The sequence below is a fragment of the Fibrobacter sp. genome, from assembly GCA_024398965.1.
GTDB lineage: Bacteria > Fibrobacterota > Fibrobacteria > Fibrobacterales > Fibrobacteraceae > Fibrobacter.
In genome coordinates this window covers 27546-53166 of sequence record JAKSIF010000019.1, presented here as the reverse complement: position 1 = coordinate 53166, position 25621 = coordinate 27546, and the positions used below count along the sequence as shown (strand labels likewise).

Below are 25621 nucleotides of genomic sequence, written 5' to 3'. Positions count from 1 at the left end.
GGCTGCACGTCTGGGGGGCGTGTGGTCGGCAGTTCGAGTCTGCTCACCCCGACTGAAATCGGAAAGGTTGGAAATCCTGCAAATTAGGGATTTTCCCTCCCTTCCCGGTGGCTCGTTTCTCGTTTAAAAAAAACGGATTGTTGGGCGATTTTGGACGATTCCGGAATATCCAGGACGTCTTTCGCGTGCAAAATCCGTGCAAAATGTGAAATATGGCTAATGTAAAATTGTACCTTGACGTGCGCTCTGCACGGCCTGGTGTCCCCTGCCCGATTAAGGCCGTTATCCGTAACGGCTCAACCCAGGCCATGATCGGCCTCGGGATTTCAGTTCTGCCCTCCCAGTGGAACAGCAAGAAGTCCGTGATTTCCTCCGGATCCGCTAAGTCCCTAAACCTCCGGCTCCAGGAGCTCCTCCTAAAAATCAAGAATGCAGTCGTCGAGACCTGCGGCTTCCATTCAAAGCTGAAGGCTACCGAAATCCGCGACCGGGTTCTGGCTGTGCTCAATCCGGATGGTGATCCCGTCGATCCGTCCACTCTGTTCCTTGCCCGGTTCCTGGCTTTCTCAAATGCCAAGTCCGGGAGGACTCGTGAGATCTATCTGCAAACCTACAAGAAGGTTGTGCTGTTCCGGGAGTCCCTTTCCCTCTCCGGTGATTTCCCGTTCTCCGAAATCGACAAGGCCTGGCTGTCTTCATTTGATTCCTGGCTGTCCTCTATTGGTAATGCCGACAACACCAGAAATCTCCATTTCCGGAATGTCCGCGCTGTCTTCAATGCTGCCATTGACGATGGCCTGGTGTCTGTCTATCCGTTCCGCTCTTTCAAGCTACGGAGGGTTGAGACCAAAAAGCGGTACCTGGATGTGGATGAAATCCGGAGGCTGTTCTCCTTCGTTCCGGAGCCCTGGTTCCTGGAGGCCCTGGATATCTTCAAGCTGTCGTTCTTCCTCCGCGGCATCAACATCGAGGATCTGGTGCATTTGAAAAAGTCGGATTTCATCGCGGGTCGCATCCAGTACTCCCGCGCCAAGACTCACAAGATGTATTCTGTCAAGGTGGAGCCGGAGGCCCTGGAAATTATCGGCCGTTATCCTGGCCATGGTGATTTTCTTCTCGATGTTCTGGAAAGGTACGCGAGCACCCATAATTATATGCGTCGCGTCAATTGGGTATTGAAGCATCGGGTCGGCCCGGTTGTCTCTGTCGGAAAATACGGCCGGAAAATCTACGAGCCTCTGTTCCCGGAGCTGACCACCTACGTTGCCCGTCATTCCTGGGCCACCCTCTGTGCTGCCCTGGATATCCCGAAGGAGACGATCTCTGCCGGATTGGGCCATTCCATCGGTTCTCCGGTGACCTCTGTGTATATCGCTTTCGACCAGAAAAAGGTCGACGATGCAAACCGGAGGCTTCTGGATTGGGTGCTTTATAATAAGGTGAAAAAGTAAGGGAGGCTGTTGTGCCTCCCTGCTCTTAAAGGTTGTCGTTCTCTCGGCAGACCAGCTTCCCGTTCTCATCTTCTACCCAGAGTTTGTATCCATTAGCATGGTTCCACCACTGGTAACCATCTATTTGTTGAATCATGGGCTTTTGCAGACTATGTCGGTATGTTGCAAATCCAAAAGCATACCCATCAGCCCAGGCTGTTGCGTTTGTGCTGTCTTTCTGGTTTGTAAATGTAGCCAGTGTCTGTGGCTCTTTTCCCTTCTCCTCGATTTCTTTTACTAAGTATTTCATATCTGTATGGTTTAAAATGTTATGCTTTCTTGCTTATCCATTCGTCTCTTCTTCTCCGGCATTCCTCCAGTGTTGGTGCGCAGCAGCTGAAAAGGTCGCCATCTGTGTGTCTGTAGTCATACTGGTAGGCCGTTTTCTTTCTCCGGCCTATCCCGTATGTGTATTTCTCGTAGTTCTCTGTTCCTGGTGCCTTGCATGTGCTGCACCCATGTTCGTCGTTCATCATTGTTGTTCCTCCTTTTATTTAAAGTTCTTTGCGTCTTCTTCCAGGGCCTTGTCGATTAGGTCGCGCTCGATGTGGCCTTCATCCTCCAGGATGTTGCAGATGATTGCCAGTGCCATGTCCAACTTTGGCCATCCGCAGTCCTCTGCCCCGTCATGGGCCATTTGGACTTGTTCGTCCACCAGTTCATCCCATGTCTCGTATCCACCGCTGTAATCGCTCTCTGGTATTGGCTTGAAGAGCTTTTTCAAGTTCTCGCATCCCATGCAGGTGTTGTAAACCTGCATTGATTCTTCGTCCTCAAAATAAAACCATGTCTTTGCCATTGTCTGTCCTCCTTATTTATTTATGTATTCGTGGTAGAATTCATTCCATCCATTCTCCTGCATGTACTGCTGTCTCTCTTCGTCGCTCTCGAAGCACTCGCGGAAGACCGCCATGAGTGTTTGAATCTCTGGAGTGTGAAAGGTTCTATATGCCATGATTTTGCCCTTGAACATTCTGTAGATGCTTGCTGTGATCTGTTCGTTCGTTTTCATCTTGGTTCCTCCTTATTTATTAATCTGCAATGTTGCGTCGATGATTGCACTCATCAAGAATGTGTCAGTCCAATATAAGCCAAGTTTGTGCAAGTCCTCTTCTGTGAAGTCCACCTTTCCGTTCTCGAGTCTTACCATGGCCTTGTTTACCTGCTCGAATGTTGTAGTGCATCCTACATTGTCGTCCTCTACCCAGAATCCGTTTTCATTCAGCCAATCCAGGCAGTTTGTCTTATTGCTCTTTGGCAGGTATGTGTTGTTCCAACCTTCCATCTTTGTTCTTCTTGTTGCTTTCATTGTCTTGCTCTTTTTTTGGGTTATTTCTTTTCTTTTTTTGTACCACAAAGATAAGATAATTACTTGATATAACGCAATATAAAGCGCAGAAAATCAATCATTTATTAGTTATTAAGAGTTAATAAAAAAAGGGAGGTTTTACCCTCCCTCCCTGGCTCATGGCAGTACGTAGATCTTCTCTTTCCCCTGCTTCTGTGCCTCGATCTTCGCCTGGCGCACCGCCTGGCTGTAGAGCCCGTCTGCCCAGAAGACCTTGTCCGGGTTGTCGTAGCCTGCCCGGTCTCCGATTGAAAATGCCCAGGAGCCATGGCCTCGTGGTTGGCTCACGTGTTCTCTGGTGTATAGGAATGTTGAAACCTGGATGCTTGATAGTGCTACCGCTTTCATTTTCTGTCCTCCTCTATTTTTGTTATGTTGTCGTTTTCTGTATAAATGTCGATGAATGTCTTCTTACTCTCTGTCCCGTCCTTCTTTGGCCATGCAAAAATCACCCAGATGTATCCTTGTCTCTCCTCGAATCCTTTATAAAAGACTGGCTTCCAAGGTCGATCGTTTCGGATGATCTTGTCTCCCGGCTTGATGCCGTGGATTCGCTCGTACTCCTTCTGTATCTCCTGGGCGAGTTTCTTCCTCATGGTTGTTTTGTCCTCTCTAATCTGTCGCTCAGCTTTTTTCAAGCTCTCGATGTCGCTTTTCAGCTGTTGAATGATTCCGTTCATTGTTCTGGTGTGTTGTGGTGGAGGTCGGAACCTTCACCCGGTTATTTACTTGTTTTCCTTTTCCTCTCTGTTAACGATTGCGATGGCTCTTTTGTATGCCTGGTTCCAGGCTGCTGTCTCTCCCCAGTTGTGCTCCGCGTACAAAGTCTGGAAGATCTTAGTGGCTATCTGCTGTATCTTTTCCTCGCGTGTCATTTGTTCGCCCTCCTTTGGTTTTTAATTATGGTATGTACCAGAATAAATCCTCCGGTTTGTTGATCTCGTATACTGGTCTCTCCGGGCAGTCTTCCATTTGAATGGTTGCATTCCCCTTTGTTGGTTGATTGTAAAGGTATGCAATCTTTGTCTTCTTGAATACGATATTGTATGCCCCTGGCATTTTTACCGCCTTCTCCAAGTGGTACCCTCTTTTCTCGAGGGCCTTTTTGATTTCTGTGATTGTCATATGGCTTATGTTTTAGAATTCGAATCTCTTACCTGGGTTCAGTCTCTCGAGTCTCTCGATGATCTCCTCTACCGAGTTCTCGTTTCCGTGTGCCTGGCTCCAGGTCGGCTTTGCGTATCTCTGTCCGTTCTTCTTAACGCTGTAAATCCATGCACCTCTCTGGCTGTGGTATCTGTCTACCTGGATTGTCTGTAATGCTGTCATGGTGCTGTCCTCCTATTATTCAACTACGACTCTCATTCTATTTCCGCTTGCTCTGTACTGGTAGCATCTTGATCCTGGTGTTCTGCTCTTTCCTACGATCATGTCCGGGTGCTCTGTTGCCAGAATCTTGTAGAATGACTCAGCTTCGATTGCTGTCATTGTAAGCTCTCCGCTCTTCTCTCCGTTCTTGTAGAATGTTGCCTTTTTCATTGTCTTTGTTTTTTATTGTTTCTTTTTCTATTGCAAATATAACACTTTTATTTGATATTGCGCAATGTAATCAAATAATAATCAATAGATTAGAGTTATTATTAGTTAATAGGAAATTAGCAAAAAAAGAGGCACCTGCCCTCCCGGGTTATGCCTCTTTCGTAATACCTAAAAAAATAAATTTGTATTGTGGTGCTCCTGGTGTCTCTTAAAACATCCACCCGATTCCAAAGGTTAGACCTGGCTGTATTCCCTTCGGTGTTATCGCTCCTCCGGCAGAAATGACAAACCCGATCCGCTTCTTCCTTGTGATGGTGTTGGTGATTATCTTTGTTTCTGTTTGTGTCTTCTGGTACGTCTCTATCGAATCCATGCGCACCGCAGCTCCGCTGATCCATGCCGTGTATGTGGAGTCGTCCGTGTAGACCTTCTGCTCTACCGGGATTGCCACCTGGGTGCTGTCCTCCACCAGAATCGTATCCGTTCTGGTTGTCTCCCGGTTGACCAGGAGGATTGATGGTACCTGGATGAACCGCAGCTCCGGAAGATCAGCCACCTCCCTGGCCTCTGGTGCCCGGTGTCTCATGGTGTCTATCCTGGTTTGAAGGATTGCTATGGTGTCGCTCTTCATCCGGATCTCCTCGCTCAGTCTCTTCATCCCAAGGATTGCATTTATGAATGCAAAGCCAAAGGCCACCGCTATGATTGTGACCGCTGTCGGCAGGATGAGTTTCAGTGCTTGTTTCATCTTCCTATGTATTTCTTTATCGCCTGGACGTGAATCCTGGCCAGTGTTTTCATTCCCTCCTCGGTAAGCAGGTACTCCACGTCGCTCCGGCTGTCCATGAATAGGTTCTCTGTCAGCACCGCTGCGCATAACGTGTCCCGGCAAATCGCCAGGTTCTGTCTCCAGTACTTCTGGTCGGCCGCAGGCTGTCTGGTTTTCAGTCCGGCTTCCTTCGCTGCATCGGCCAGGCACTCTGCCAGTCTCTTCGATCCTGCTCCCGCGTTCATGGATATATGTGCGCTCCACCCGGTCGCGCTCATCCACTGGCTCCCGTTTCCGCTTGCATTGATGTGCAGTGAAACGGCCATGCAGTTTCCGGTACCTCGCTCACGGCAGAACTCGTTTATCCTCCTGCACCTCTCGCTCAGCTTGATGTCCTCGTTCTCCGGTGTGACCAGGTGGGTCTCGATGTTCTCATCCTTCAGCATGGCCACCACCCAGTCTGACAGGAGCCTGGTGTATGAGAATTCCAGGACTCTTCCGTCCGGTGACCTCTTTCCCGGGGTCTCTGCCCCGTGCCCGTTATCAATCAGCACTACCATCTGTCTCTGGGATTGTCTGGTTAATGTATGCGGAAAGGTACGGGATCTTCTTCACAAACTCCACACTTAAAATGTGGTATAGGAATTTCACGGCCGAGTGTGCCGCTGTCCCTTGCTTGAAGATGTTCTGGAGGTTCCTCAGTACGTTGACGCTGTAGAAATAAGTAACTGCGTAAACTACGAACGATACGCACTGGAGTGCCCCGGATGCGTTCCCCTTGAATTTGCCGACCGCGAAGATCGAGGCAATCAAGACAAAGAACATGGCCGCTTCGATAACGCACCGGAATGCCTTTTTAAAGTCGAAGTCCTCGCCCTTGCAATATGCGGCTATCAGCCCGCACAGAAAGTTCACCACGAAGACCAGGAGCAGGCTGTAAACGTCTCCGGAAATCGGGTGCAAGAATGCCGTTAATCCGGTAAAGATGCCTACAAGCAGTGTTTTTATGTGATCCATTTTTTTCTTTTCTTCCATTTGGTTTTACCTGCTTACAAATTTACGGATTTTCGCTTGTTATACAAGCAGTTTTTGCTCTTTTTTTTGTTTTTTAATGCTCCCGGCAGTGTTGGCAGAGCAAGTCCCGGACTTTGGGGTACATCTTCATGGCAATGTCTCCCATGATGTAGCAGATTTCCTCTCCCTCTGTGCTTATCCGGAACTGCTGTGCAATGTGGCATGCAAGGTGCCCGGTCTCGTGCATCAGCGAGTTCAAGAACTCCTTTGCCGATGAAGTCCTGCCGATGACAACCACCGACATTCGCTCCATCTTGTTCGTGTAGCAGATCCCGGTGTTCTCATTTCCTCTGGCAAGTTGCGCGTATGCCGTGTCGAGGTCTCTGCCTCTGCAACCGATGTGCATCAGTGCATGGGTCACCTCCCGCGTGTTTAGGTGTGTGACCGCCACGTAGATTCTGGCCATCCAGTCGTATTGCTCCAGGTAGATGTTGAATGCCCGCATGGTGTCCTCCTTCCTATTCCATGTCCTCCCATTCCACCGGGATTCCCGCACGGATCATGTCGCTGTACCATCTTGCGAAGATGAACCCGTCGCCCTGGTCTCTGTCGTCGATGAAGTCCTTTATCATCCTGGCCATGTGCTGTTCGTCCTCAATTGAAGACCTCCAGAAATCCGCGCGTATCATGTTTGCCACATAGACGTGGTCGTACCCGGCCGCGTTCTCGAGCTTGATGCCGTTCCTCTTTAGGATATCCTCCACCTCATCCTTTCCGATTGCCTCCACTGGCTCCATCTTCCCGGTCGACTGGTTGTATCTCCTCATTCTTGTAACGGCAAGGTTGCAGGCATTCTTCGAGAAATGCCACCCGTTGTGCCGCAGGTATGATTTCATGGCCCTTGGCATGTCCATGTAATAATCGAGTGCTTGTCTGTTCATAATCAATGATTTAAAAAGGGCACTTCAAATAAGCATGTTTAAATGTGCCTATTTTCCATGCCCTCTAGGTTGCTGTTTACATAAATCTGCCTCGGCTGTCACGCATTCTGCGCATACCCATCACAGGGTTGCCGTACTCGTCATAGTGAGGCTCTTCCTCGTCCTCACGATAGCCCATGCTTCTGCCACCATAGTTGCCACGCATACCAATCCGGTATCCAGAACCACCGCCATTATAGCCAGAGCCGTTCCTGTAGCCAGTCTCACCGCCACCGCAAAGCTCCTCTGCCACTTGCATGGCCTTACCGATATAGCGGATACCCTTCTCAAGGTTTTCTGCGATATTGCCAACCTTTTCGGTCTCAAATTCATACATATATCCCATAGTAGTATCTTTTTATACGTTACACACCTGTCAGCGAGTGCTGAGAGAGTCCAGAATCTTGTCCAGTTTCTCGTCGAGCGAGTTTATCCTCCTGTCCATGTCATCAAGCCTCTTGTCCTTTGCGAACGATGGATTGATAGTGGCCAGAATGTCGTCATACGCCTTCAATGCCTTTTCATGCAATGGTGTTGTCTCTACATGCTCTGCCGACATCTGCCGCATCTTCTCCACCTCCATGTTCATGGCATCCCTTGAGTCTGTGACCACGACATTCTTAAACCTGTACAGGCCCTCTCTGGATGGCAACTGGGGGATGTCAAAGGTCTCATCGCCAACGCTTACCTTCAAGTCCATGACACATTCAACTTGCGGATTCACATAGCTGAACGAATTTGGGTACTTAGGCACAGGCTGAGTGTAACTCACGACCTTGCCAACCTCCAGTTTTGGAGCATCGATTCTTTCCTTTGTCAAGATATAAACTTGACTTCCTTCTCTCAAATCGCTAAACATATAATTCTCAATTAATTAGTTATACCGAACACTTGTAACTTCTGGTTAGCTCCGTTATAGAAGCAAATCAGCACCCCACCAGTTGTAGTGACTAGCTCTGCGGCTGTTGCCTGTGCGCCATTGAACATATACAATGGCTTAGTCTCGGCAACACCTCTTGTAGCAAAAACGACTGGCTGAGCTCCGGTTGCTATTGTCCCGTCAACGAATACATAGAATCCGCCTGTCCACTGGTTGCCCATAGCAGCATGTGGCTCAAAGGTAATTACCAGATTGCCACTTGTAGCGTCAACGGATGGAATACCCTTCAACAAGGGAAAACCCTCAGTATTAGCCCTGTTCGGATAGGTTAAGAACTCTGCCATAATAATACAAACAATTTAAGGTTTAACTCCAAATCTGTCCGCTTCTGCCACCGCCATAAGGGAATCCGCCATAAATTGCAGCGTTCCATGCCACGCAGTTAGGAATAGGTGTTACTGGCGAGTAAGGAATGGTCACCGTGTTAGGCTGCTTGCACTTGATTTCGTTGATGTCTGCTTGCATAGGTGCAACCATCGATGCGAATGTTGCACTCTGGTGCTCCTGTGACAACTGATTTGTCAAGGCCAGATTCTTAGCACGCTCTGCATCCAACTTGTTCTGCATCTCACGCATCTCCAACTGACAGAACTTATCGTTAATCAGTGTGGTCTGCGCATCAATCTTGCCACCCAGGAAAGCAGCCTGAGCCTGATCAGCCAGTCTTCCCTCATAGTTAAGGTTAGTCATTAATGTTTTCATGTCACAGCAACATGATTGCAATGTGTTGGCCAGGGCTGCATCTCCATTATTGATGGCGTTTACAACCTGCATAAAGCTGATGCCATCCTGTGAGGCTTTGTTCGCAATCTGCTGCTGAATAGCATTGATAGCTCCTTGCATAGCATTGTAGTTGCAATTTGTAGCTGCTGCCAATTCCTTTGTTGCTGTCACATTTGCCGTGCCCTGTGTTGTGATAGCATTCATCAGCAGAGTGTTGCCTTGATTTGTATTCAAGGTGTCTTGAATCTGCGACAACTGGCTGTTATTGCCGTTCCCATCAAATCCCCACTGACGAAGCAGACCTACAATGATAAGCGCCCAGATTGGGTTGTTGAATGCTCCGCCACCGAAGCCACCGCATCCGTTCATCATACTGCCAAGCAACATACCTTCCATTCCGTTGCCCCCGAAATTACCGCCATCGGGAACAAACACTCTTGTTACGTCTCCCATAATTCAAAAAATTTTTTAGTTGAGTTTTTAGTTTTCCCACCTCTATGTGGTTTGTTGCAAAGGTAGCGAGTTCCTTTGTCCGGTGCAATTCTTCGTTTTTCAGTTACTTTCGCGTTTCTTTTGGATTTCTTTCCGGTTGCTTTCATGCACAAAAAAAGCAGCGACCCGTCACGGGCAGCTGCTCTCAAACCTTATTTAATATCTATGAAAAAAACAATCAGTACTTTCCGGTAATCTTTCGGATGTGGTTTATCGGCTTCCATATATCGAAGTCCTCATCTATGCTGTGGGCAAAGTCCAGGAGCCGCTTGCCCACCTCCTTAACCAGGACATGGAATGCGTATTTCTCCGTCCAGTAATACTCAATCCTGGCCTTTACCGAATTGATGGAGTGCGCGTTGTTTGTTTCAGTGCACTGCACCATGCTCTCTACTGAAAATCCGGCAGCTGTGGCCCAGAAGACACAGATCGTCCTGGCTGTGACCACGTCTTCCTTCCTGCACCCGTCCATGATGTCCTCATGGCTGACGTTGCAGACTTCCGCTGTGATTTCCACGATCTTGTCGAAAATTTCCTTTTTTGTCATAGGCTAACAGATTACGTCCTGGATTGCTATCATCTGTTCGGTGTTCCAGTCGTTGCCTCCGATGAGCTGCATGAACGATTCGTCGGTGATTTCCTTTACGTCGATCTCGTTCTCCTTCTCTGCCTCCTCCTTCAAGCATTCATTGATGCTCTTGTTATATTTCTCAAAGTATGAATTAACGGCCACTCGCTCCTCCGGTGTTAGAGTTTTCTTCTGGCCATCTTCCTCCTCCTTCTGCCATCGCTGTGCGAGTTCCAGGATTTCTTCATGGTTCTCTCCCTTCAGTGCCTCCACTGAATCTGCACGGAAAGACTCGAAATCCTCCGCCACCTTCTTCAGCGCACGGGTTGTCTTGATGATGTTAAACTTGTCGGCATCGACTGCCACCTTGTTAATCTTCGCAGCCTTCAGCAGATTGTATGCTGATACGGCTTCCTTTGTCTTTAATGTCTTCATGATTTATAAATTTTTCTTGATTACTGAATCTCCAATAGTTCCGATAGTTCCATTTCCGATTTCTACGTTAAATCCTTCACCGCCAATCTTTTCAAAATTAGCCACCTTTGCTTCTGCTGTTGATAGCTTCTCCCTCAGTTCTGCCATAGATGTGGTTTGACGCTCGATTGTTCCAGTCTTCTCGGCTACCTCGGCTTCAAGTTCACCAATTCGTCTTAGGCTTTCAACCTTGAAAGCCTCAAGTTCATTGAGCCTCTGCTGCTGCTCTTGTGGTGTCAATAGCACCAGGTCGCTTACCTCAGTCCACTCGTTACAGCCACCTCCAGTTAACCAAATCTCCCTTACTATCTCGCTTCCCTTGGTCATCACATATCCCTCATGCGCCTTGATGTGGGTAAGTCCGTTGCTCGTTGTGTCAGTGTACATCTTTACTTAAATTAAAGCGTTAATAACTACGGCTGCGACTATCGCTACGATAATCATTACAGCCACGATGTCTGCTCTCTTTGACTCCTTCTCGTCATTCTTGGTGGTGTTAATGCCTACACCGCCATAGTCTTCGTCCTTATGTTCTAATCTCATGATTATAATTATTTAGTTACCTCATTTGAACTATTTTGTAAATCAAAATATTTGCCCTCGTTCATTGTTTGACAAAGCACTGAAATAGTGATAGGGTCAGTCGTGTTGAATCCGGCATCCAAGTAATCAAAAGCAAGTCCGGTGATTCCATTATACACGATTGTGTCAGCAGTTGCACTGGTTATCGTTGAAGCCAATTTGTTTGCTGTGATAATTTTCGGTGTTGATATATAGTCGTTCTGCCCTTGCCTTGCGCTGACTACAGAATAGATACCCCATCCACCGATTGATACACTTGAACCCGCTTTTTTCAGTCTTCCGCTCAGTGTCATCGTTATATTGATTCTTCTGCTTGTGCGTGTGGCCGTTATGGTTGTTGTCCATACAACATCAGTGCTAATCGGTGGAACTACAACCGATGTGCTATTAGTTGCTACACAAACCTGGTGTGCGCATGGTAGAGGGTAGAAGATTGCTTGCTGATTTGCCGTTGCTCCCGATGCGGTCGTTCCATCATTAAACGCTTCTTTGCTCGATGACATTACCGGGATAATCCAGTAAGTACCGGAGCCATCAAATAACTTGCATAACTTTGCCCCGGCAGATAGGCTCGATGTGCTTTCAATCATCAGTTCGTTATTTGAACCGGAAACAAGATACCTTGGATTTGAACGTGCCGTGATAGTTGCTCCAACCTTATAAACGACAATTCCGAAATATCGCTTGTTGCTATCTACCTTCCCAGTGTTATTCATGCTGCCCATTTCCCACGGCAACACCTGGCTTTCGCCATAAGGGCAATAAACACTGAAAGGGATTCTTGTTTGTGCCGGGGGCTGTGCAACATTGATGCTGTCGAATGACTCGAATAGCATAAGGTTGTTCCCTACGTTATTGTTGTAACCTCTAAAGTCTCCAATTCTGCAAGGAGAATCCGCTCCTCCCGATGGCTTTTGGTAGTACCATCCGTTTTTGATTGCAACCAAATCGCTACCGCTACGGGTTAGATTCTTGCCGCTTGCTGTACTGATCCCGGCAAGGAAATTGCAAAGTTCCTGGGCAGTCAGCAATGACGGATAAAGATACCCGTAATCAACTGAGGCAAAATCAGCCTCAGTCATTCCGGTATCTTGTTTCTTCCGTACTGGTTTGTAACGACTGCAAGGTTTGACGTTTGCGTGCTTGCAAAGTTCGGTCAAATTGTTCGTACTGGCTTGTATTGCTGTTTTAACGTCTGCTCTTGTAATCGTATCGGTTCTGCTTATAATTCCACCGCTTACACTCATATTAACTTGCCTTTAAAAGTTTTACCTCATTCTCTAACTTACTGACTCGCTTCTTAAGCATCTCTATTTGCTTGTCATGCTTATTTGTTTGGCAAGCAAGAACAGCCGTGATTGCTCCGTAGTTCAGTGACAAGTAACTATCCTCGGTTTCCTCGCCATGCACCAATTCGGGATATAGTTTTCTTACCTCTTGCGCAATAAAGCCGATGCTCTGCTTGCCGTCCTTAACGAATGACTTTGGCATCAATGCGCCACGGAAATCCAAATCCTTGATGTCGGTTTTCAGTCTGGCATCGGAGTAGGCTGTGGACTCGCCAGTTACAAGGATATTTCCGTAAACACTTGCACCATCTACTAAACTAATAGAGTATTTAGGTGTTATTGATGTTAATGTAGGGGTTTGTAAATCAATTTGTCCTACAGCACTAATAGATACACTATTATCAGAACCTCCTTTATAATAGATATAGACATCACCACCAACATCGCTTGCGTGTGGAACTATTGCAACCTTTTCTATCAGTCTTGAATTGGCAGCACCACTAATTTGTGTAATAGCACCTTTTGCATCGTGTGTGTCGTTTACTGAAACAACATAACTTTCATTATTAACAACACTGTAAGCTCTATTAATGTAGATAATAGCACCATTTCCATATACAGAAGCATAAACCATTCTACCAATCTTATACCATCCAGCAGCAGATAATGAAGTATTAGTTGTTCTGCGTAAACTCACAGCATAAGTAGTAGTAGTTCCATAAACGTGTAGTTTAGTGGAAGGTGATGTTGTTCCTATACCTACATTACCACTTGTGGTAAATGTCATGTGTGTGCTGTTATTCGCTCCCAAATTAAAGGAATTATTAGTAGCACCTCCTACCCATCCAAAATATCCTAATGTCCATCTTGCATTATTTGTTCCAATTTGATGAGTGTTATCAGCAATCGGAATTAATGAGCCTCCAATGTTTGAAGAACCATCAAAACTATTGCCCCATAATGAACGTGCGGTTTGGAGTTTGGTGGCACTTGTCACGTTATCATCTATATATGCTACGGTCTGCCAATCACTCCAACCATTGTAAGATAGGTGTCTTGTTTGCAATCCTCTCCCACCATCTTTAACGGCTAATTGTGATTCCCACTTGCCATTATCCCAACTACAATGTATAATTTGGCTATCGCCTTGTGTAGGTTTTCCAGTTGTCATTGATGATGTAGCCAAATAATAATGCAAAGCACCATCAGCAAAGTTGTTGTTGGCTGTAGTATATCTTGTATTTGTTGATGGATGGTCTTTATCCCTCGTTCCGTGTGCATACATGACACTTTGTGAGCCAATATTTCCAGTTGTTATTGCATCAGTTATTCCGTAGCCCGATATGGTTGTAGGCTTAGCACCTATCTCGCTAAAGTTGTATGATGGTTTAGACGCTCCAATCCAAGTTGGCTTATCGGTCAAGTCGTTCCAAGAAGAAACACCGCCAGAAATGTTTATTTGGCTGATGTCGATTACACCATCAACCGAATTGAAGATTTGAGAGCCGTACTTGATTGATGATGCTCCATCACCGCCTCCACCACCGATATTCAGTCCTTCTCCGTTGTAATATCCTACAAGTTCTCCCTCGCTGACTACATGGTATTTTGACTTTACCGCCCATATAGGACTTGAAGCAGTTCCTATGTTCACCTTCTCCCATAGATCGGTCATGTCGGCCACGTTCTTCATGGTTACGTTGGTACCGAGGATTTTTGCAGTTTCGGATAGTGTTACCTGGCCGTTGCTGTTCCATGAAATGTTGCCGTTTGCAACAAATCCGGATCCGTCAAATCGGAAGAGTGTCTTTGCCGAGTCCATGGCTCCTCCGTACCAGGCTGCTGCTCCACCTCCCTCTGCCGATTCATTGTAGAGTCCGTTCATTCCGGCCATGATGTTGTCCCCGGTATCTGTCAGTGCTATCATTTTTGACAGAATGTATCCACCATTGATTTCTGTCATTCCGAGCTTGGCCGTTGTCTCTGCCCATGTCTTATATGCTGAAAGATCGACCTTTGAGCTCTTGTTCTGCAATTCGTTGATGCTTGCTGCAGTCTCAAGGCCACCCTTTTTGATCTCCTTGCGGAGGTCGGCCATTGTGCTGTACTTTGGCGAGTTGCCTATGGTGTATGTTGGTGAGTCTCCCGGTATGTCCAGTTTGATTGTGAATCCGACGACCCTGGAAGCCCTGGACTCTTCTCCATTCTTTATTGTAACCTTTCGTCCTATCGGGAAGATGTTAGAGCCATCTGCGATGCTCTTCATCGTTATGCTGCTGCTCACCCCGTCCTCATCCATGTTTGCCATGTAGCTCTGGGCGCACTGCTTCAGCTCATTCTCTGCATTTGCAACCAGGCCGAGGTCTTCGATCCTGGTAGAGTCCCATCCGGTTAGGATAAAGCTGTTACCTGGTGCCGGGTGCAGGCTCCCGTTTGGCAGCTCGATTCCGTAGTCCTGGTTTACGATAATCTCGAACATCTGGTACCCGTCATCCGACGGATCCACGTTCTTCGGATTGAATCGGGCCTCAAATGTAAAGCCGGAAAGCGGGCCGCTCGTGAATTCCACGCGCAGTGTCTCTCCCGGAAGGATGAAGTCATCGCTGAATGTGAAATCGTTTGTGCTGATCCGGTAGTATGTCTTCTGCTCCTCGCCTTCCCCGACCTCCGGTGTGTATGTCTCCACACTGCTAACGGCTGATGTGAATCTCGGGTAGATTCCGTCGAAGATAACGACCTCCTCGACAATCTCCTTCGGATTCAGTCCCGCCACCTTGTCCAGGTATGGTGTGTCCGATGGCATCATCAGCCTTTTCTGGATGACTCCATCCTGCACCGGGCTTCCGTTGTTCCGGTAGCTCTTGGGCAGGTTCCTGGTGCTGCCGAATGCTATCAGCCTGGTTGTCGCTGACTTTGAGGAGCCGCCAGGTCTGTAGTCCGAGACGTTTCCACCGACCACCAGGTTCTCTGCCGTTCCGCTCTCGCACTTTCCGAAATGCAGGACACTGCCTTCAAACCACCATTCGCAGTTCCATGCCTCTGCAATCATCGTGATTGCGTCAATCAGTCCGGTTGCGTTGTATTCCAGGAACTTTGAAGTTCCCGCGTCCTTCACGCTGTCATCGACCGAGCAGGTTATGGTTCCCATTCCTGCCGCTGCAAAGTTTGCCACGATGATGCTCGCCTGCCTCTGGAGTGTGGTGGTCATCTTGAATGCCACCTCGCAGTTTCCGCTCGCAGGCTGCAGCTTGGTGATGATTCCCTTTGCCTGGAAATACCATGCATCGAGGCGCAGGCTGTAGTCGTATCCTCCGGTTCTTCCGTTCCAGGTAGGCTTGTAGTTGTCAGTAACCTCAAAGCGCACTCCGTCGATAGTCGCGTAGCTGCCCTTCTTGAACTCCTGGTATTCCAGTGCTGAGAACGGAATGGTTACGAAGTCCTCCTTCATCAGCTCTGCCTTCCTGGTGCTGCCGATTGGCACATTGTCGAACTGCTTGATGACATTGCCCGAAATGTTGTAAATCTTAATCATGCCTTATCTGTCAGTTGGATCTGGTTCTGTAACATTTAGAATAAAGTTTGCAAGTCTCCCGTTGAATTCTGTAAACTGACGGAAATTGTTGTACTTCAGCTTGAACGTAACGTCTGGCAGGTCGCTTGTCTTCAGTGTGAAGAGCCCGGCCTTGAAGACCGAATTGTAGAGGGTGTTCAGTGCCGTGTACATGGCAGTTATGTTGTCTGCCTTGATGTAGGCCTCGAGTGTGAGCTGCCTCTCGTCCGGTACCTGCGCCCCTACGATGTACTGCGCTCCCGGTGTAAGTCTCGACTCGTTCCTTATCAGTTCCTTGTTTGCCGGGGGACAGATGAGCGCGGATATTGCCGCCTCGCTGATTCCCAGGCCGTATGTGGTGTATGCGTCCACCCCGTTTATAAATAAATCCCCTTTCATAGTCTTGATGTGTTATCCTCGATCCTGCCCAGTCTCTCGTTGATCTGGTACAGCTCGTTGGTGTTCTTCTCGATGTTTGCCAGGTGCTCCACCTGCATGACTGCAAGTCCTCGCATCTGCTCCAGATTCATGGCTATGCCCGCTGTCTTCTCCTGGATATCCTCCAGGGCTATCTGCTGTGCTGTCTCGCGGCCCAGGAGCTCGTCTCCGGTCTCCTGGTTCATCGAGCTGTAGCCGCCCTTGCTTGCGCTCTGTGTGTATTCGTCCATCTGGCTTGCCTTGTATCCGGTGATCTCTGCGATTCTGTCCCGCTCCTCCAGTGCTGCGTTGACCATGTTCATGTATTCCTGGCGCAGTGCAGTCATCTCGGCCTCTGTCAGCTGCCCGTCGTTCATGTCCTTCGCGAAGTTCCGGTACCACTCGTTCAGCTTGTCCTTGTACTGCTTTCCCATCTGTTGGCTGAGTATGGCCGATGCGAATTTCTCGCTTATGTCGTCAGCGAAATCCTCCGCAGGCTTCCTTAAGTCCATCAGTGTGCTGACGAATCCGTCGTACACGCTATCGAAGCTCGTATTAGTCAGCTGCTCGTTTAGGCTGTCCTGGAGCTCTTCCAGTTCCTCCCGGTAGTCCGCTATGTTCTGGAGGTAAGTCAAGAAGTCGGAATTAACGGAATTCAAGACGGACACGAACTTGTCGCTCTCGAGTGCCTTGGCTATCTGCTCCGGCTTTAGGCTGAGAATGTCCCCGAACTGGTTTATCCTGGCTCCTGCGACTGATGACAGATTCCTCCAGTCCGCATCGCTCATGTTCTTATTGATTCTGTAGCCCAGGCTGTGGCTTCCTATTGACGCACCGCTTCCTGCCAGTGTCTTTATCAGCTCGTAGTTGTCTGCCAGTTTCTTCTTTAGGATGTCCTCTGCCTCCTTCTCCACGGCCGCAGCCTCCATTCCGTAGCTCTCAGCGATGTATTCCTTCTTCTTCGCTATCAAGTCGTCCCAGACTCCGGACAGCAGATCGTACTGCTCCTTCATCTTGTTGTACTGGCTGTAGTCGGCCCCGAACAATCCGTCGAGTGCACTGACCACCTGGCTGATGCCCTGCACCGCTGCCATGGCACCGCCCACGATATCACCGCTCATTATCTGGCCCACTCCCTGGCCTGCTGTCATGAGGCCTCCCAGTCCGTCCGTGATCCCGGAAATGGCAGAGTCATCGGCTCCGAAGATGTTTGCTATCTCGCTTCCGAATTCCTTTAGCGCAGGCATGAAGTCCTGGATTGACTTTGTAATCTGGTAGACTCCCTGGCCAAGTCCTCCCTTCTCTCCGGATCCCAGTTTCTTGATTCCCTCATTCACGTTGCGCATGAATGACTGCCATGGGGATCTGTCTGCGAGCTCGCCCTTCAGCTCCTTCAACTGGTCGGACAGGTCTTTCAGCTTAATCTCGCCCTTCTGGATCTTCGCGATGTCATCGTCGCTGAATCCCAGGCCCTTCAGCTTGTCCCGGTCAATGTTTCCGCTCTCCATCATTGTGATCAGCTGCTCGTACTTGCTGATGATCTCCTGGATTGCCATGACGGATTTCTGTGATGAGTCCGCGAAGAGGTCAGCCATCGCCCTGGTTGTCTTTCCGAACTTGTCATCAAGTGCCCGCAGCGCATCTGCCTCCTCCGAGTCAGCAGTCTTCCTCTGCCACTCGTTCTCGGCCTTTGCCCGCTGCTCCGCATATCTGTTTGTGATTGCGAGTCTCTGCTCCTGGTAGTCCCCGAACTTTGCCAGATAGTCGTTCATGTCCTTTACCTCCATCTCGAAGAGGTCGGCCTGCTGCTTTGCCGATTTCTCACGGATCTTCTGCAGGTATTCATCGAACATGGCCACCTCCTCCTCCGTCAGCTTGATGCTCTCCGGATCGAACACGCGGCCCTTGTTCCTGGTGTCGGCATCAAACTCTGCCTTCGCGTCCTGGATCTTCTGCTGCAGGTAGCTCTGCTTCATCTGCTCTGCCTTGTTCAGCATCTGCCGCTCATCGAGTTCCATCTGCCTTATTGTTTTCTCGGCCCCGTCATCCATCGCGTCAATCCTGGCCTGGGCCACCATCATCTCGAGCTCTCGCACCTGGCTTGCCCGCTTGTTTGCAGAGTTCAGCATCTTCATGGCAAGGGCATTCTCTCCCTTTGCCATTGTCTCGTTTGCCTTCTGCATCTGCTGTTCCAGGCTCGAGTTCCTTCGCACGAACATATTTAGCTCGCGGTTCATAGCTGCCCGCTCCCTCTCTACCGCTGCCTCAAGGTCTGCCTCATGTTCCAGGTCTTCCTGGCTCGATGTAGTCAGCGAGTTTCGCTTCTTCACGATCTGGTACTCCCTCTCGGCAAGTTCCACTCGTGTTTCGTATTTCTTCTTGATCAGTTCCTCTGCATCTGCTGCAGCCTTTGCCCGGTCTGCCGCCTTCTGTGACGCGTCGCTCATCTTCACGCGCAGCTCAGCTATCTGGCTGTCATACTTTGCTTCGTCGACTTTCCATTTGTTTCTGTCCTTACGCAGTTTTGCCTCCTGCACTGACAGATCGGAAGTCGCAGGGATGATGTTCTTTATGTCGCTGAAACCCAGGAGTGCCTGCTTCAGTGATTCCAGGGCCTTCTTCGGCTCGCTGAATGCATAGAACAAAGCCTTGCCGATGTCCATTGCCACCTGCTTGAGTCCGGAAAGAAGACCGGACACGCGCCCGGTGATTGCAGCGAAATCCTCCAGGGCCTCGCTGTCGTTATGCAGCCACGTGCTGATTGCCTCAAAAGCCAGGATAAGAGCGGCAAGGATTGCACCCAGTGGTGTTGCGATGAAGGCCTTCGACGCATTGACCATTCCGGTCATCTCCGTTATGAACATTCTCATTCCTGGAGGCATTGCATCCAGGATAGCCTTGTATTTCTCCTGGCCACCGCAGAGCTTGTAGATGATTGACTCGTGCTTCTCCTCCGCACCTGCCATCTCCTCATTTGCCGTGACGACCTGGCTTGCAGCTTCCCGGTTCTCACGCATCTTCTGGGTGTTGTCCTCGAGTGTCGAGTTCACACTGAACATGGAGTCGGCCATTCTCTGGCTCGTGCTCTCCATCTTTCCGGCTGTCTCATCGAGAGCGATTCCGGTCTGCTTAATCTTTTCGGCTGTCTCATCGACCTTGCTTCCGGCCTTTGCCGCAGCTTCTCCGATTTCGTCGAATGCCTTGATGACCTTCTTTGTCTTCTCCTCGACGTTGGGGTCGTCTATGGTAATGGTGTATTTTACTGGTGTCTCCTCTGCCATCTTTATTCTTCCTCCTCTATGTCTAAGTCCTTGAAGTTATCCGGGTTGTTTGCGTCGAGCTCCGGGTGCTCATCCTTGTTCCACTTTCCTTTTTCTCCCTCCCCGTCCCCGTACTGAGGCAGTGCGCTCGAATAGAGGGTAAGGTTTGCAAATGAATAGTCGTATAAGACCTGCTCAATCGTGAGTCCCAGGTTCTTCGACCAACATATTATCATTGCCCAGATGCTGTCGCTTCTGGCTCCCGGGTTGGTCTTGTTATTGACGCAGCGCGTAGGAAAGTGGTAACTGCGAAAAAATCGGCCACCTGCATGTCGCCCAGTCTCTCCTGGAGAAGGCTGCGTATCTGCTCCATGGTGAGCTCCTCCAGGATTGTTTCGGCCAGGTGATCGAGCTCGCTTTCAGTTACCGGAACGTCCCGCCTCCATGAATACCAGTGTGCCCGCTTACGGCCAACCTCCACCTGGCGGTTCTCCTTTATACGTTTCGCGCCAAGAATCAAGGTAGCGGCTATCTTGCCTATGACCTTGCAATCCCTGGCGGTTCTCAGTGTCTCCCTTAAAATTGTAAGTCCGTTACTCTCAATCGGTGGCAGATCTGCCACGAGCTCGCTGACCATGATGAGTGTAGCCGGGGTCGGTGCGCAGGCCGTGTACTCGGTTCCCGCTATCGTGATGGTCTTCTCCCTTTGGAGAATCGTATCTGCTGTCCTCTGCTCTGTCTTTTTCATATCTCATTAACTATGTAGTGCAGGCGGGATTCGAACCCGCGACCTCTGTTGCGCTCTGGCCACTGAGCTACTGCACGTCCCAACTTTATAAAATCATGACGAAGTGCCACTTATGATTCCGATGGTGCCTTCTTCTTGAAGCGGGTGTACCACTTTTTCTTGCCTGTTGAATTCTTGTGCTGCAGGATCTCAAAGCGCAGCTCTCCGTAGTTACCTTCCTGGTCGCTGAATCCTGGCTTGTATGTCACGTTGCACACTGGAGCCTTGATGCCGACTGCACCAACATTCTTCGGTGTTACCTTGAATGCGAACTGCTTTTGTACGATGTGGGTTGTAACGTCCAGTTCGTCTGCTGATGTTCCGTCCTCTGCCAGGCCGAGCTTCTTCAGCAGCTCGAATGTAGGCTCTGTGACGCGTGTGTTCAAAGCAAAGCCTCCCTCGTTCTGCTCACGTGCAACCAGACCGCCACCGCTCTTGCGTGACTCCAAGACCTGGCCATCGGTGTTCTCCAGAGTAGTCGAGTTGTCTGTAATTACTCCGATGCTCTCCATTGAGGTAGGAAATGAGTTGTCGGATGTGGTCTCTCCGATCTCAATCTCGCACTCGCTCCAGGCCATGATGATTTTATTCTCTGCCATATTTAAATGTTTTAGAATGTTGTTCTTTTGAATTCAAGGCTGACGGAGACAAAGTGCTGATTCCCGTACTGGGATTTCATCGTCCTGGTTGCCTTCTCGAGCCTCCAGTTGTACTCCGCGTCCTTGCTGTTTAAAATCTCTACAATGTAAGCATCCATTGTACTGAGTGCCGTTGTCTTTCCCTTGGATGGTACCAGGCTTCCAGTGCCGTTGTCGGTGTCATTGACGTAGATGTTCACTTTTGCCATGCCCCTCTGGATCTGTTCCGCGTCAGCTGCCGAGACCGATATTACGGCATCCTCCCCGGTTGAGTCCAGTGGCCTGCACTCGCTCCGATAGACCTTTCCGGTGATCGTGTCCTCCAGAAAGTCTTTCAGTGCTTCAAAAATGAATAGCTCTATCTGTTCCTCGCTCTTTATCATTTGCTTAATTTTAAGGCTTTTGTGAATAATTCGATTACTCTTCCCGCCTCGAGCTTGGCTGAGTCCAGTACGTCGAGCCCCATGGCTTCCACGTACCCTGCGTATGGCATCCCGGCCACTATTATTAAAACCAGGCCTTGTGCGTTCTCCGCTATTACTTGCTCGAGATAATCCCTCCCCAACTTGGAGCCATCGGCTCCGTCCTTTATCACCTCGAAGGTGCTCTTTTTGATTACCTGGCCGTTGTGGACTATCGCGTATCCCACGGAACTGGCAAGGTTGCCAGTCTGGTTTAGGTACTTGTGGTTCAGTCTCGCGACCCTCACGGCCTCCTCCCCGGCTCTGTCCAGAATATTGGCCCATACCTCCATTCGCCTCGCGAATTTCTCATCGAGGTACTCCCGGATTTTCCGGCCGTTGGTGTTGCAGGTGATTGGCATTGTCGGTTTATGGTTTTACCGCTTTAAGTTTTATGGCTCCCACGCAATCCAGGAACTGCTCGTCTTGAATCTGGAATTCTCCGATATCGTTTTTCCGGTTGTCATACAGACGGATCCGTCTGGCTGTCCATGGCTGCTGATCTATTAGGATCGTGTAGCTGTGGTTGCTGTAGGTTCCGTCCTCACTGACACCTCTCCGGTCATGGGTGTCCGTCTGGATATTGCAAGGGATCTCCTCACCCTCGACCCTACTGGCCGGGATTGGTGACCCGCTTCCGTCGTAGCCTCCTCCGGTCTCGGTGATAGGCCTTATCGTCCCGTTTGCAATAATCATTAGAAATCCTCCCCTTTGTATCCGTACTTGATAACGTCGTCTTCCGGATCTCCAACCTCTGTCATCAGCTCATCGGCCTTTCTCGCGTACCTGCTCCTCTCATCCGATGAGAATGAATAGCTGATACCTCCCTGGCTCACGTTCGGTGCCTCCGACAGAAACTGGTAGACCTTTGCCTTGGCTCTCTTGTATGCAGAGCTCTGCCGATCCTTGATGTTCAAATCCGAGAGGCTATCCATCCCCACCTCCTCGCAGATGTTCTCTATCGAGGAGGCAGGGATCGGGTAGCTGCTCAAGCTCTGCAATGCTTGCAATACTTTCATTGTGTCTTCCCTGGTTTATGTTACTTTGCTGATGCTCCGTTTGCCCAGGTGGTGTTGTCGGTGTTGATGAACACCAGGCTTCTTCGGTTGATCAAGCCAGGCTGTACGTATGCCTCTGCCATGGTACCCTCGAGCATTGGGTTAACCTCGCCCCAGATGGTTACCTTGTAGAATGCGCCATAGGCCTGGATTGCTGCTGTTGCCTCTGCCTTAGGGACAGTCTTGTAGTAAGTCCAGCCCAACTGCTGAGTAGGTGAAAGTGTTACCACGTTCACGTTCCAAGGCTTGATCAGCTCGCGCTTGCCATCCTTGTGCTCGATAGTCACGTAGGTGTCCAGGACACCGATCTGTGGGTAGCCCTTGCCTCTCATGTACTGGTTGATGCGGTTGATGTCCACCAGGTCTGCGCTAACCATGCCCAACTGCTCGGCTGTCAGCTGTGGGTACAAGTGCTTCAGTGTAGCCTTCTGGCGGCACAGCTCCTCGAACTTGTCCTTCTCCATGTATGCGAAGTTTGGCTTGTCACCGCCATTCTTGATGATTGCCTTCTGTGCGTCTGAGATGTCCTTCAAGCCATCGGCATTCTCTGCGTCGCTCCACTTGTGTCCCACGCCCTTGAAGTTCTCCTTTGGCACGTTGAAGTTGATAACATCCTCGGTTGCCATGTCTCCCTCGATGCTTGCAGGGAACGAGTGGATACCGCTCGAAGCGATGCGGCAAGTGTCGAGCTCGACCTTGTAGTCCATCGCGTTGTGACAGAACTTCACGTCGTCGTATACCTGGTCTACCAGGTCGCGTGCTGCTGCCTTGTCCTCGTTCTTCTCCGCCAGTGCCTTCGCATCCAGGTACTCCACGCACTCGATCTCATCCTTCTCACGGCTGACTGCATACTTTGCCAGTTTGCCGTTCCATGAGCCGATGGTCTTGCGGGTCTTCTTCGGTGCCTTGGTGTTGAATGCCACGCGGTCTGCTGCCACTGGGATTCCTTCGGTACCCTCCAGGCCCTTGATATCGAACTTCTGGGTATACTTCAATGGGAACAACGATTTCCAGGTCAGTCCGTCACCTGGCTTGTAGCTGTTGATCTCAACCTGCAGGCCAGGCTGATCAATGTCCATGAGGGGCTTTCTAATCTCTGCCATATTCTTTTCCTCCTTTTTACGTTAATGATTAAACCAATGCGATGCTCTTCATCATCTCTACAAGTTCCGGTGCGACCATCGCTGTCTCCTTACGCAAGTTTGCGCCATTCAGCAGTCGTACCGGGAAGTCGCCCTCGTTTGCAGGCACGCGGTTGCCGATTACATACTTAGGTGCGTAGATTGGCTGTGCTGCATCTGCCGATGCTTCCTTTGCCTGGTACAATACCTGGCCAGCCTTCAATGCGACACCCATGCTGATTGTTACCACGTCGTAGTCCGGTGATGTGGTGGTGTCTACTGCTGTGCAGGCTACACCCTTCTTCCCGGTTGCCAGAACGTCGCCCTTAACGATACCGCTGCCCTTCTCGATCTTGATGGTGGTTGCACCGCTTGCTGCTGCCTCGACTACCTTGTAGCCCTTGATCAGCTTCAACTTTCCGTTGCTGTCCTCACCGACTGCGGTTGATGCAGGTGCACTGAATGCAGGATTTGAAATCATGCCGCCACCTGGAACCTCTGCGAATACCTGCTCGATATAGATCTTCTCAACTGGAGCAGGATCCTGGTACTTGAATTTTACGTCCATTTGTTAGTTATTTGCTTTCTGGTGTCAGTCCGATAATGGCAGGGGCTGACGTTTCTGCCTTTCTCGCATCGATTCTTGCCTGGAGCTCCGGTGAGATTGTTCCGCTTCCGGAACCACCGCCCTTTGGTGGTGTTGTCTTTCCTGGCTTTCCTGGAGCTGAGAATTCGTTGCTCCATTCCTCGCTCTGGGTAGTCAGTCCCTCGATGTAAGAGTCGAAGTCCTCATCATCCTTGAATGTCATTCGCTCAAAGTCGGACTGGTAACGAGTGCGGATCTTCTCCGGGGCTTTCTCGAGAGCCTTGGCCAGTTTGTCCTTTCTGGTCGACTGCCGCTTCTCGGTCTCCAGGGCATCGATTCTCTTCTGTAGTGCCTCGTTGGTACTCAGCAGTTTCTTAGCCCACTCCGGTGTGTTGTCATCTGCACCTGGCTTCTGGCCTTGTTGTCCCTCTTTGCCTGGATTTGGCTCTGGCTCTTGAGTTACTGGCTTTCCGTCCTTCAGTCCGTGCTTTTTCTCGTAATTAGTTACTGCGGAATTGGTCGCTTCGGTCGCGCGGCTGTCTCCGTAGTTCTCCATCAGCTGCTGAATGGTCACCCCGTCTGCTGCGGTTTGAACCTCATCCTCAGTCTTGACCTTTTTAGCCAGTGTCTTAGCGATCCTGGCCAGGGTCTTTGCATCTACCCCCTGGAATCGGGTTTTCAATGCTTCAAGTATTTGCTCTTCAAACATAATGAGTTATTTTTTTATGAACGATGCGAATATAGCAAATATTAGTGAATTGCTTGTATTAAAAGCAAATAAAAGTTATTAATTTCTTGAAAATAAGGGATATTGCGCAATAAAAACGTAACTTTGTAGTACAATAAATGAATGAATAATACCTAAAAATTAGCAATTATGAAGACTTACAAAATCGTAGAGGAGCACAACAATGAAGTTTCAATGACTGGTTTCACCTCAACCCGCAAGCGCGAGATCGAATCAATGTTCAGCCGCTTTATCAAAAGCCTAAAGAAGGACGCAAGTTTCGACATCTTCCCAGTCCACCAGGGTTATGTCCGCTACACCTTCTGGGGAACCGCTTCTCATGTTGATGGTGAGTACTATATCGTTTGCGAGAATAATTAATCAACCCCGGGGGAGGGCAATCCTCCCATCCTAAAAAATAAAGCTATGAACAAAGAAATTGCTATTGAGTTGCTGAAAGAGTTCCAGGATTCCATGAATCTCAATATCCATATGAAGTCCGGCAGTGTTATCCGTATCTCCGGTGGTATCGAGGCTATTTTCAATAACACCGATGATTTGCTGACAATCCTTACCGAGGACGATGGTACCTATGTCGTTCCCGCTTCATCAATCGAATTTATCCACGTTTAAAATTGTAAGCTATGCATCCATTTCAAATTGTTAAAGTCTTGAATAGTGTTGTCGATTTTGGCAGTCATGCCTTGATCGGTTTGAAGTCCGGCCGTGAGCTCGCTTTCTATTTAATCGAAAGTTTCGAGGCCTCCCCGGATTATCAGTTGGAAATCACGAGCGACGAGGGTGTCTT

Annotated in this window: 41 protein-coding genes and 1 tRNA gene; 3 read left to right on the top strand and 39 right to left on the bottom strand. The window is 49.3% G+C overall.

Annotated elements, in window-relative coordinates; all coding sequences use genetic code 11:
* The first annotated feature begins 212 nt into the window (after positions 1–212).
* Positions 213–1451 carry a site-specific integrase gene (locus tag MJZ26_09280; protein MCQ2105970.1) on the top strand — a complete coding sequence of 413 codons (1239 nt, stop codon included), beginning with the start codon at positions 213–215 and terminating at the stop codon, positions 1449–1451.
* 25 nt (positions 1452–1476) lie between these two features.
* Here the strand turns inward: MJZ26_09280 and MJZ26_09275 are convergent, their stop codons facing one another.
* From MJZ26_09275 to MJZ26_09085, 39 genes are all read right to left on the bottom strand, one after another.
* Positions 1477–1740: a hypothetical protein gene (locus MJZ26_09275; GenBank protein MCQ2105969.1), complete on the bottom strand. Its 264-nt coding sequence runs from the start codon at positions 1738–1740 to the stop codon at positions 1477–1479.
* Positions 1741–1759: 19 nt separating this feature from the next.
* Complete coding sequence (locus MJZ26_09270; protein MCQ2105968.1) at positions 1760–1966, bottom strand: DUF3873 domain-containing protein; 207 nt, start codon at positions 1964–1966, stop codon at positions 1760–1762.
* Between the two features lie 14 nt (positions 1967–1980).
* Entirely contained in the window at positions 1981–2289 is a 309-nt protein-coding gene (locus tag MJZ26_09265; GenBank protein MCQ2105967.1) for a hypothetical protein, read from the bottom strand.
* Positions 2290–2301: 12 nt separating this feature from the next.
* Entirely contained in the window at positions 2302–2502 is a 201-nt protein-coding gene (locus MJZ26_09260; GenBank protein MCQ2105966.1) for a hypothetical protein, read from the bottom strand.
* A 12-nt stretch (positions 2503–2514) separates the two neighbouring features.
* On the bottom strand, positions 2515–2799 hold the full coding sequence (locus tag MJZ26_09255) for a hypothetical protein (GenBank protein ID MCQ2105965.1): 285 nt from the start codon (positions 2797–2799) through the stop codon (positions 2515–2517).
* Between the two features lie 156 nt (positions 2800–2955).
* Positions 2956–3186, bottom strand: coding sequence for a hypothetical protein (locus MJZ26_09250; protein MCQ2105964.1), 231 nt, complete (start codon positions 3184–3186; stop codon positions 2956–2958).
* On the bottom strand, positions 3183–3518 hold the full coding sequence (locus MJZ26_09245; protein ID MCQ2105963.1) for a hypothetical protein: 336 nt from the start codon (positions 3516–3518) through the stop codon (positions 3183–3185). The genes MJZ26_09250 and MJZ26_09245 overlap by 4 nt, the downstream gene beginning before the upstream one ends.
* A gap of 45 nt (positions 3519–3563) precedes the next feature.
* The gene (locus MJZ26_09240) at positions 3564–3713 is read right to left on the bottom strand and encodes a hypothetical protein (GenBank protein MCQ2105962.1); all 150 of its coding nucleotides are present in this window, start codon (positions 3711–3713) and stop codon (positions 3564–3566) included.
* 25 nt (positions 3714–3738) lie between these two features.
* Positions 3739–3963 (bottom strand): hypothetical protein, encoded by a 225-nt coding sequence (locus MJZ26_09235; protein MCQ2105961.1) that lies wholly within the window; start codon positions 3961–3963, stop codon positions 3739–3741.
* A 12-nt stretch (positions 3964–3975) separates the two neighbouring features.
* Positions 3976–4167 carry a hypothetical protein gene (locus tag MJZ26_09230; GenBank protein MCQ2105960.1) on the bottom strand — a complete coding sequence of 64 codons (192 nt, stop codon included), beginning with the start codon at positions 4165–4167 and terminating at the stop codon, positions 3976–3978.
* A gap of 15 nt (positions 4168–4182) precedes the next feature.
* Positions 4183–4377: a hypothetical protein gene (locus MJZ26_09225; GenBank protein MCQ2105959.1), complete on the bottom strand. Its 195-nt coding sequence runs from the start codon at positions 4375–4377 to the stop codon at positions 4183–4185.
* A 208-nt stretch (positions 4378–4585) separates the two neighbouring features.
* Positions 4586–5125 (bottom strand): hypothetical protein, encoded by a 540-nt coding sequence (locus tag MJZ26_09220; protein MCQ2105958.1) that lies wholly within the window; start codon positions 5123–5125, stop codon positions 4586–4588.
* Positions 5122–5706: an N-acetylmuramoyl-L-alanine amidase gene (locus MJZ26_09215; protein ID MCQ2105957.1), complete on the bottom strand. Its 585-nt coding sequence runs from the start codon at positions 5704–5706 to the stop codon at positions 5122–5124. Before MJZ26_09215 ends, MJZ26_09220 begins: the two co-directional genes overlap by 4 nt.
* Complete coding sequence (locus tag MJZ26_09210) at positions 5690–6181, bottom strand: phage holin family protein (protein MCQ2105956.1); 492 nt, start codon at positions 6179–6181, stop codon at positions 5690–5692. The genes MJZ26_09215 and MJZ26_09210 overlap by 17 nt, the downstream gene beginning before the upstream one ends.
* A 73-nt stretch (positions 6182–6254) precedes the next feature.
* Positions 6255–6665: a hypothetical protein gene (locus MJZ26_09205; protein ID MCQ2105955.1), complete on the bottom strand. Its 411-nt coding sequence runs from the start codon at positions 6663–6665 to the stop codon at positions 6255–6257.
* Positions 6666–6678: 13 nt separating this feature from the next.
* Entirely contained in the window at positions 6679–7101 is a 423-nt protein-coding gene (locus tag MJZ26_09200) for a hypothetical protein (GenBank protein ID MCQ2105954.1), read from the bottom strand.
* 76 nt (positions 7102–7177) lie between these two features.
* Positions 7178–7477, bottom strand: a complete 300-nt coding sequence (locus tag MJZ26_09195; protein ID MCQ2105953.1) for a hypothetical protein — start codon at positions 7475–7477, stop codon at positions 7178–7180.
* A gap of 39 nt (positions 7478–7516) precedes the next feature.
* Positions 7517–7999 (bottom strand): hypothetical protein, encoded by a 483-nt coding sequence (locus MJZ26_09190; protein MCQ2105952.1) that lies wholly within the window; start codon positions 7997–7999, stop codon positions 7517–7519.
* A gap of 11 nt (positions 8000–8010) precedes the next feature.
* Positions 8011–8364, bottom strand: coding sequence for a hypothetical protein (locus MJZ26_09185; GenBank protein ID MCQ2105951.1), 354 nt, complete (start codon positions 8362–8364; stop codon positions 8011–8013).
* Positions 8365–8386: 22 nt separating this feature from the next.
* Entirely contained in the window at positions 8387–9190 is an 804-nt protein-coding gene (locus tag MJZ26_09180; protein ID MCQ2105950.1) for a hypothetical protein, read from the bottom strand.
* Positions 9191–9473: 283 nt separating this feature from the next.
* A complete protein-coding gene (locus tag MJZ26_09175; protein MCQ2105949.1) occupies positions 9474–9842 on the bottom strand; it encodes a hypothetical protein in 369 nt (122 codons plus the stop codon).
* A gap of 3 nt (positions 9843–9845) precedes the next feature.
* The gene (locus tag MJZ26_09170) at positions 9846–10298 is read right to left on the bottom strand and encodes a hypothetical protein (protein ID MCQ2105948.1); all 453 of its coding nucleotides are present in this window, start codon (positions 10296–10298) and stop codon (positions 9846–9848) included.
* 3 nt (positions 10299–10301) lie between these two features.
* Positions 10302–10724: a hypothetical protein gene (locus MJZ26_09165; GenBank protein MCQ2105947.1), complete on the bottom strand. Its 423-nt coding sequence runs from the start codon at positions 10722–10724 to the stop codon at positions 10302–10304.
* A 6-nt stretch (positions 10725–10730) separates the two neighbouring features.
* Positions 10731–10880 carry a hypothetical protein gene (locus tag MJZ26_09160; GenBank protein MCQ2105946.1) on the bottom strand — a complete coding sequence of 50 codons (150 nt, stop codon included), beginning with the start codon at positions 10878–10880 and terminating at the stop codon, positions 10731–10733.
* 8 nt (positions 10881–10888) lie between these two features.
* Complete coding sequence (locus MJZ26_09155) at positions 10889–12166, bottom strand: hypothetical protein (GenBank protein ID MCQ2105945.1); 1278 nt, start codon at positions 12164–12166, stop codon at positions 10889–10891.
* Position 12167: 1 nt separating this feature from the next.
* Complete coding sequence (locus MJZ26_09150; GenBank protein ID MCQ2105944.1) at positions 12168–15740, bottom strand: tail fiber domain-containing protein; 3573 nt, start codon at positions 15738–15740, stop codon at positions 12168–12170.
* A 3-nt stretch (positions 15741–15743) separates the two neighbouring features.
* Positions 15744–16157 (bottom strand): hypothetical protein, encoded by a 414-nt coding sequence (locus MJZ26_09145; GenBank protein MCQ2105943.1) that lies wholly within the window; start codon positions 16155–16157, stop codon positions 15744–15746.
* Positions 16154–19456: a hypothetical protein gene (locus tag MJZ26_09140; GenBank protein ID MCQ2105942.1), complete on the bottom strand. Its 3303-nt coding sequence runs from the start codon at positions 19454–19456 to the stop codon at positions 16154–16156. The genes MJZ26_09145 and MJZ26_09140 overlap by 4 nt, the downstream gene beginning before the upstream one ends.
* 2 nt (positions 19457–19458) lie before the next feature.
* Positions 19459–19671: a hypothetical protein gene (locus tag MJZ26_09135; protein ID MCQ2105941.1), complete on the bottom strand. Its 213-nt coding sequence runs from the start codon at positions 19669–19671 to the stop codon at positions 19459–19461.
* Complete coding sequence (locus MJZ26_09130; protein MCQ2105940.1) at positions 19668–20183, bottom strand: hypothetical protein; 516 nt, start codon at positions 20181–20183, stop codon at positions 19668–19670. Before MJZ26_09130 ends, MJZ26_09135 begins: the two co-directional genes overlap by 4 nt.
* A gap of 15 nt (positions 20184–20198) precedes the next feature.
* Positions 20199–20260: transfer RNA gene (locus MJZ26_09125), tRNA-OTHER, on the bottom strand.
* Positions 20261–20293: 33 nt separating this feature from the next.
* On the bottom strand, positions 20294–20821 hold the full coding sequence (locus MJZ26_09120) for a hypothetical protein (protein ID MCQ2105939.1): 528 nt from the start codon (positions 20819–20821) through the stop codon (positions 20294–20296).
* Positions 20822–20832: 11 nt separating this feature from the next.
* On the bottom strand, positions 20833–21243 hold the full coding sequence (locus tag MJZ26_09115; GenBank protein ID MCQ2105938.1) for a hypothetical protein: 411 nt from the start codon (positions 21241–21243) through the stop codon (positions 20833–20835).
* On the bottom strand, positions 21240–21683 hold the full coding sequence (locus MJZ26_09110; protein ID MCQ2105937.1) for a hypothetical protein: 444 nt from the start codon (positions 21681–21683) through the stop codon (positions 21240–21242). The genes MJZ26_09115 and MJZ26_09110 overlap by 4 nt, the downstream gene beginning before the upstream one ends.
* Positions 21684–21690: 7 nt before the next feature.
* Positions 21691–22017, bottom strand: coding sequence for a hypothetical protein (locus tag MJZ26_09105; GenBank protein ID MCQ2105936.1), 327 nt, complete (start codon positions 22015–22017; stop codon positions 21691–21693).
* Entirely contained in the window at positions 22017–22340 is a 324-nt protein-coding gene (locus tag MJZ26_09100) for a hypothetical protein (protein ID MCQ2105935.1), read from the bottom strand. The genes MJZ26_09105 and MJZ26_09100 overlap by 1 nt, the downstream gene beginning before the upstream one ends.
* 20 nt (positions 22341–22360) lie before the next feature.
* A complete protein-coding gene (locus MJZ26_09095; GenBank protein MCQ2105934.1) occupies positions 22361–23482 on the bottom strand; it encodes a major capsid protein in 1122 nt (373 codons plus the stop codon).
* Positions 23483–23510: 28 nt separating this feature from the next.
* Entirely contained in the window at positions 23511–24068 is a 558-nt protein-coding gene (locus MJZ26_09090) for a hypothetical protein (protein MCQ2105933.1), read from the bottom strand.
* Positions 24069–24075: 7 nt separating this feature from the next.
* Entirely contained in the window at positions 24076–24795 is a 720-nt protein-coding gene (locus tag MJZ26_09085) for a hypothetical protein (protein MCQ2105932.1), read from the bottom strand.
* A gap of 168 nt (positions 24796–24963) precedes the next feature.
* Here MJZ26_09085 and MJZ26_09080 point away from each other — a divergent pair, with 168 nt between their 5' ends.
* Positions 24964–25194, top strand: a complete 231-nt coding sequence (locus tag MJZ26_09080) for a hypothetical protein (protein MCQ2105931.1) — start codon at positions 24964–24966, stop codon at positions 25192–25194.
* 45 nt (positions 25195–25239) lie between these two features.
* Positions 25240–25446: a hypothetical protein gene (locus tag MJZ26_09075; GenBank protein ID MCQ2105930.1), complete on the top strand. Its 207-nt coding sequence runs from the start codon at positions 25240–25242 to the stop codon at positions 25444–25446.
* Positions 25447–25621 lie beyond the last annotated feature (175 nt).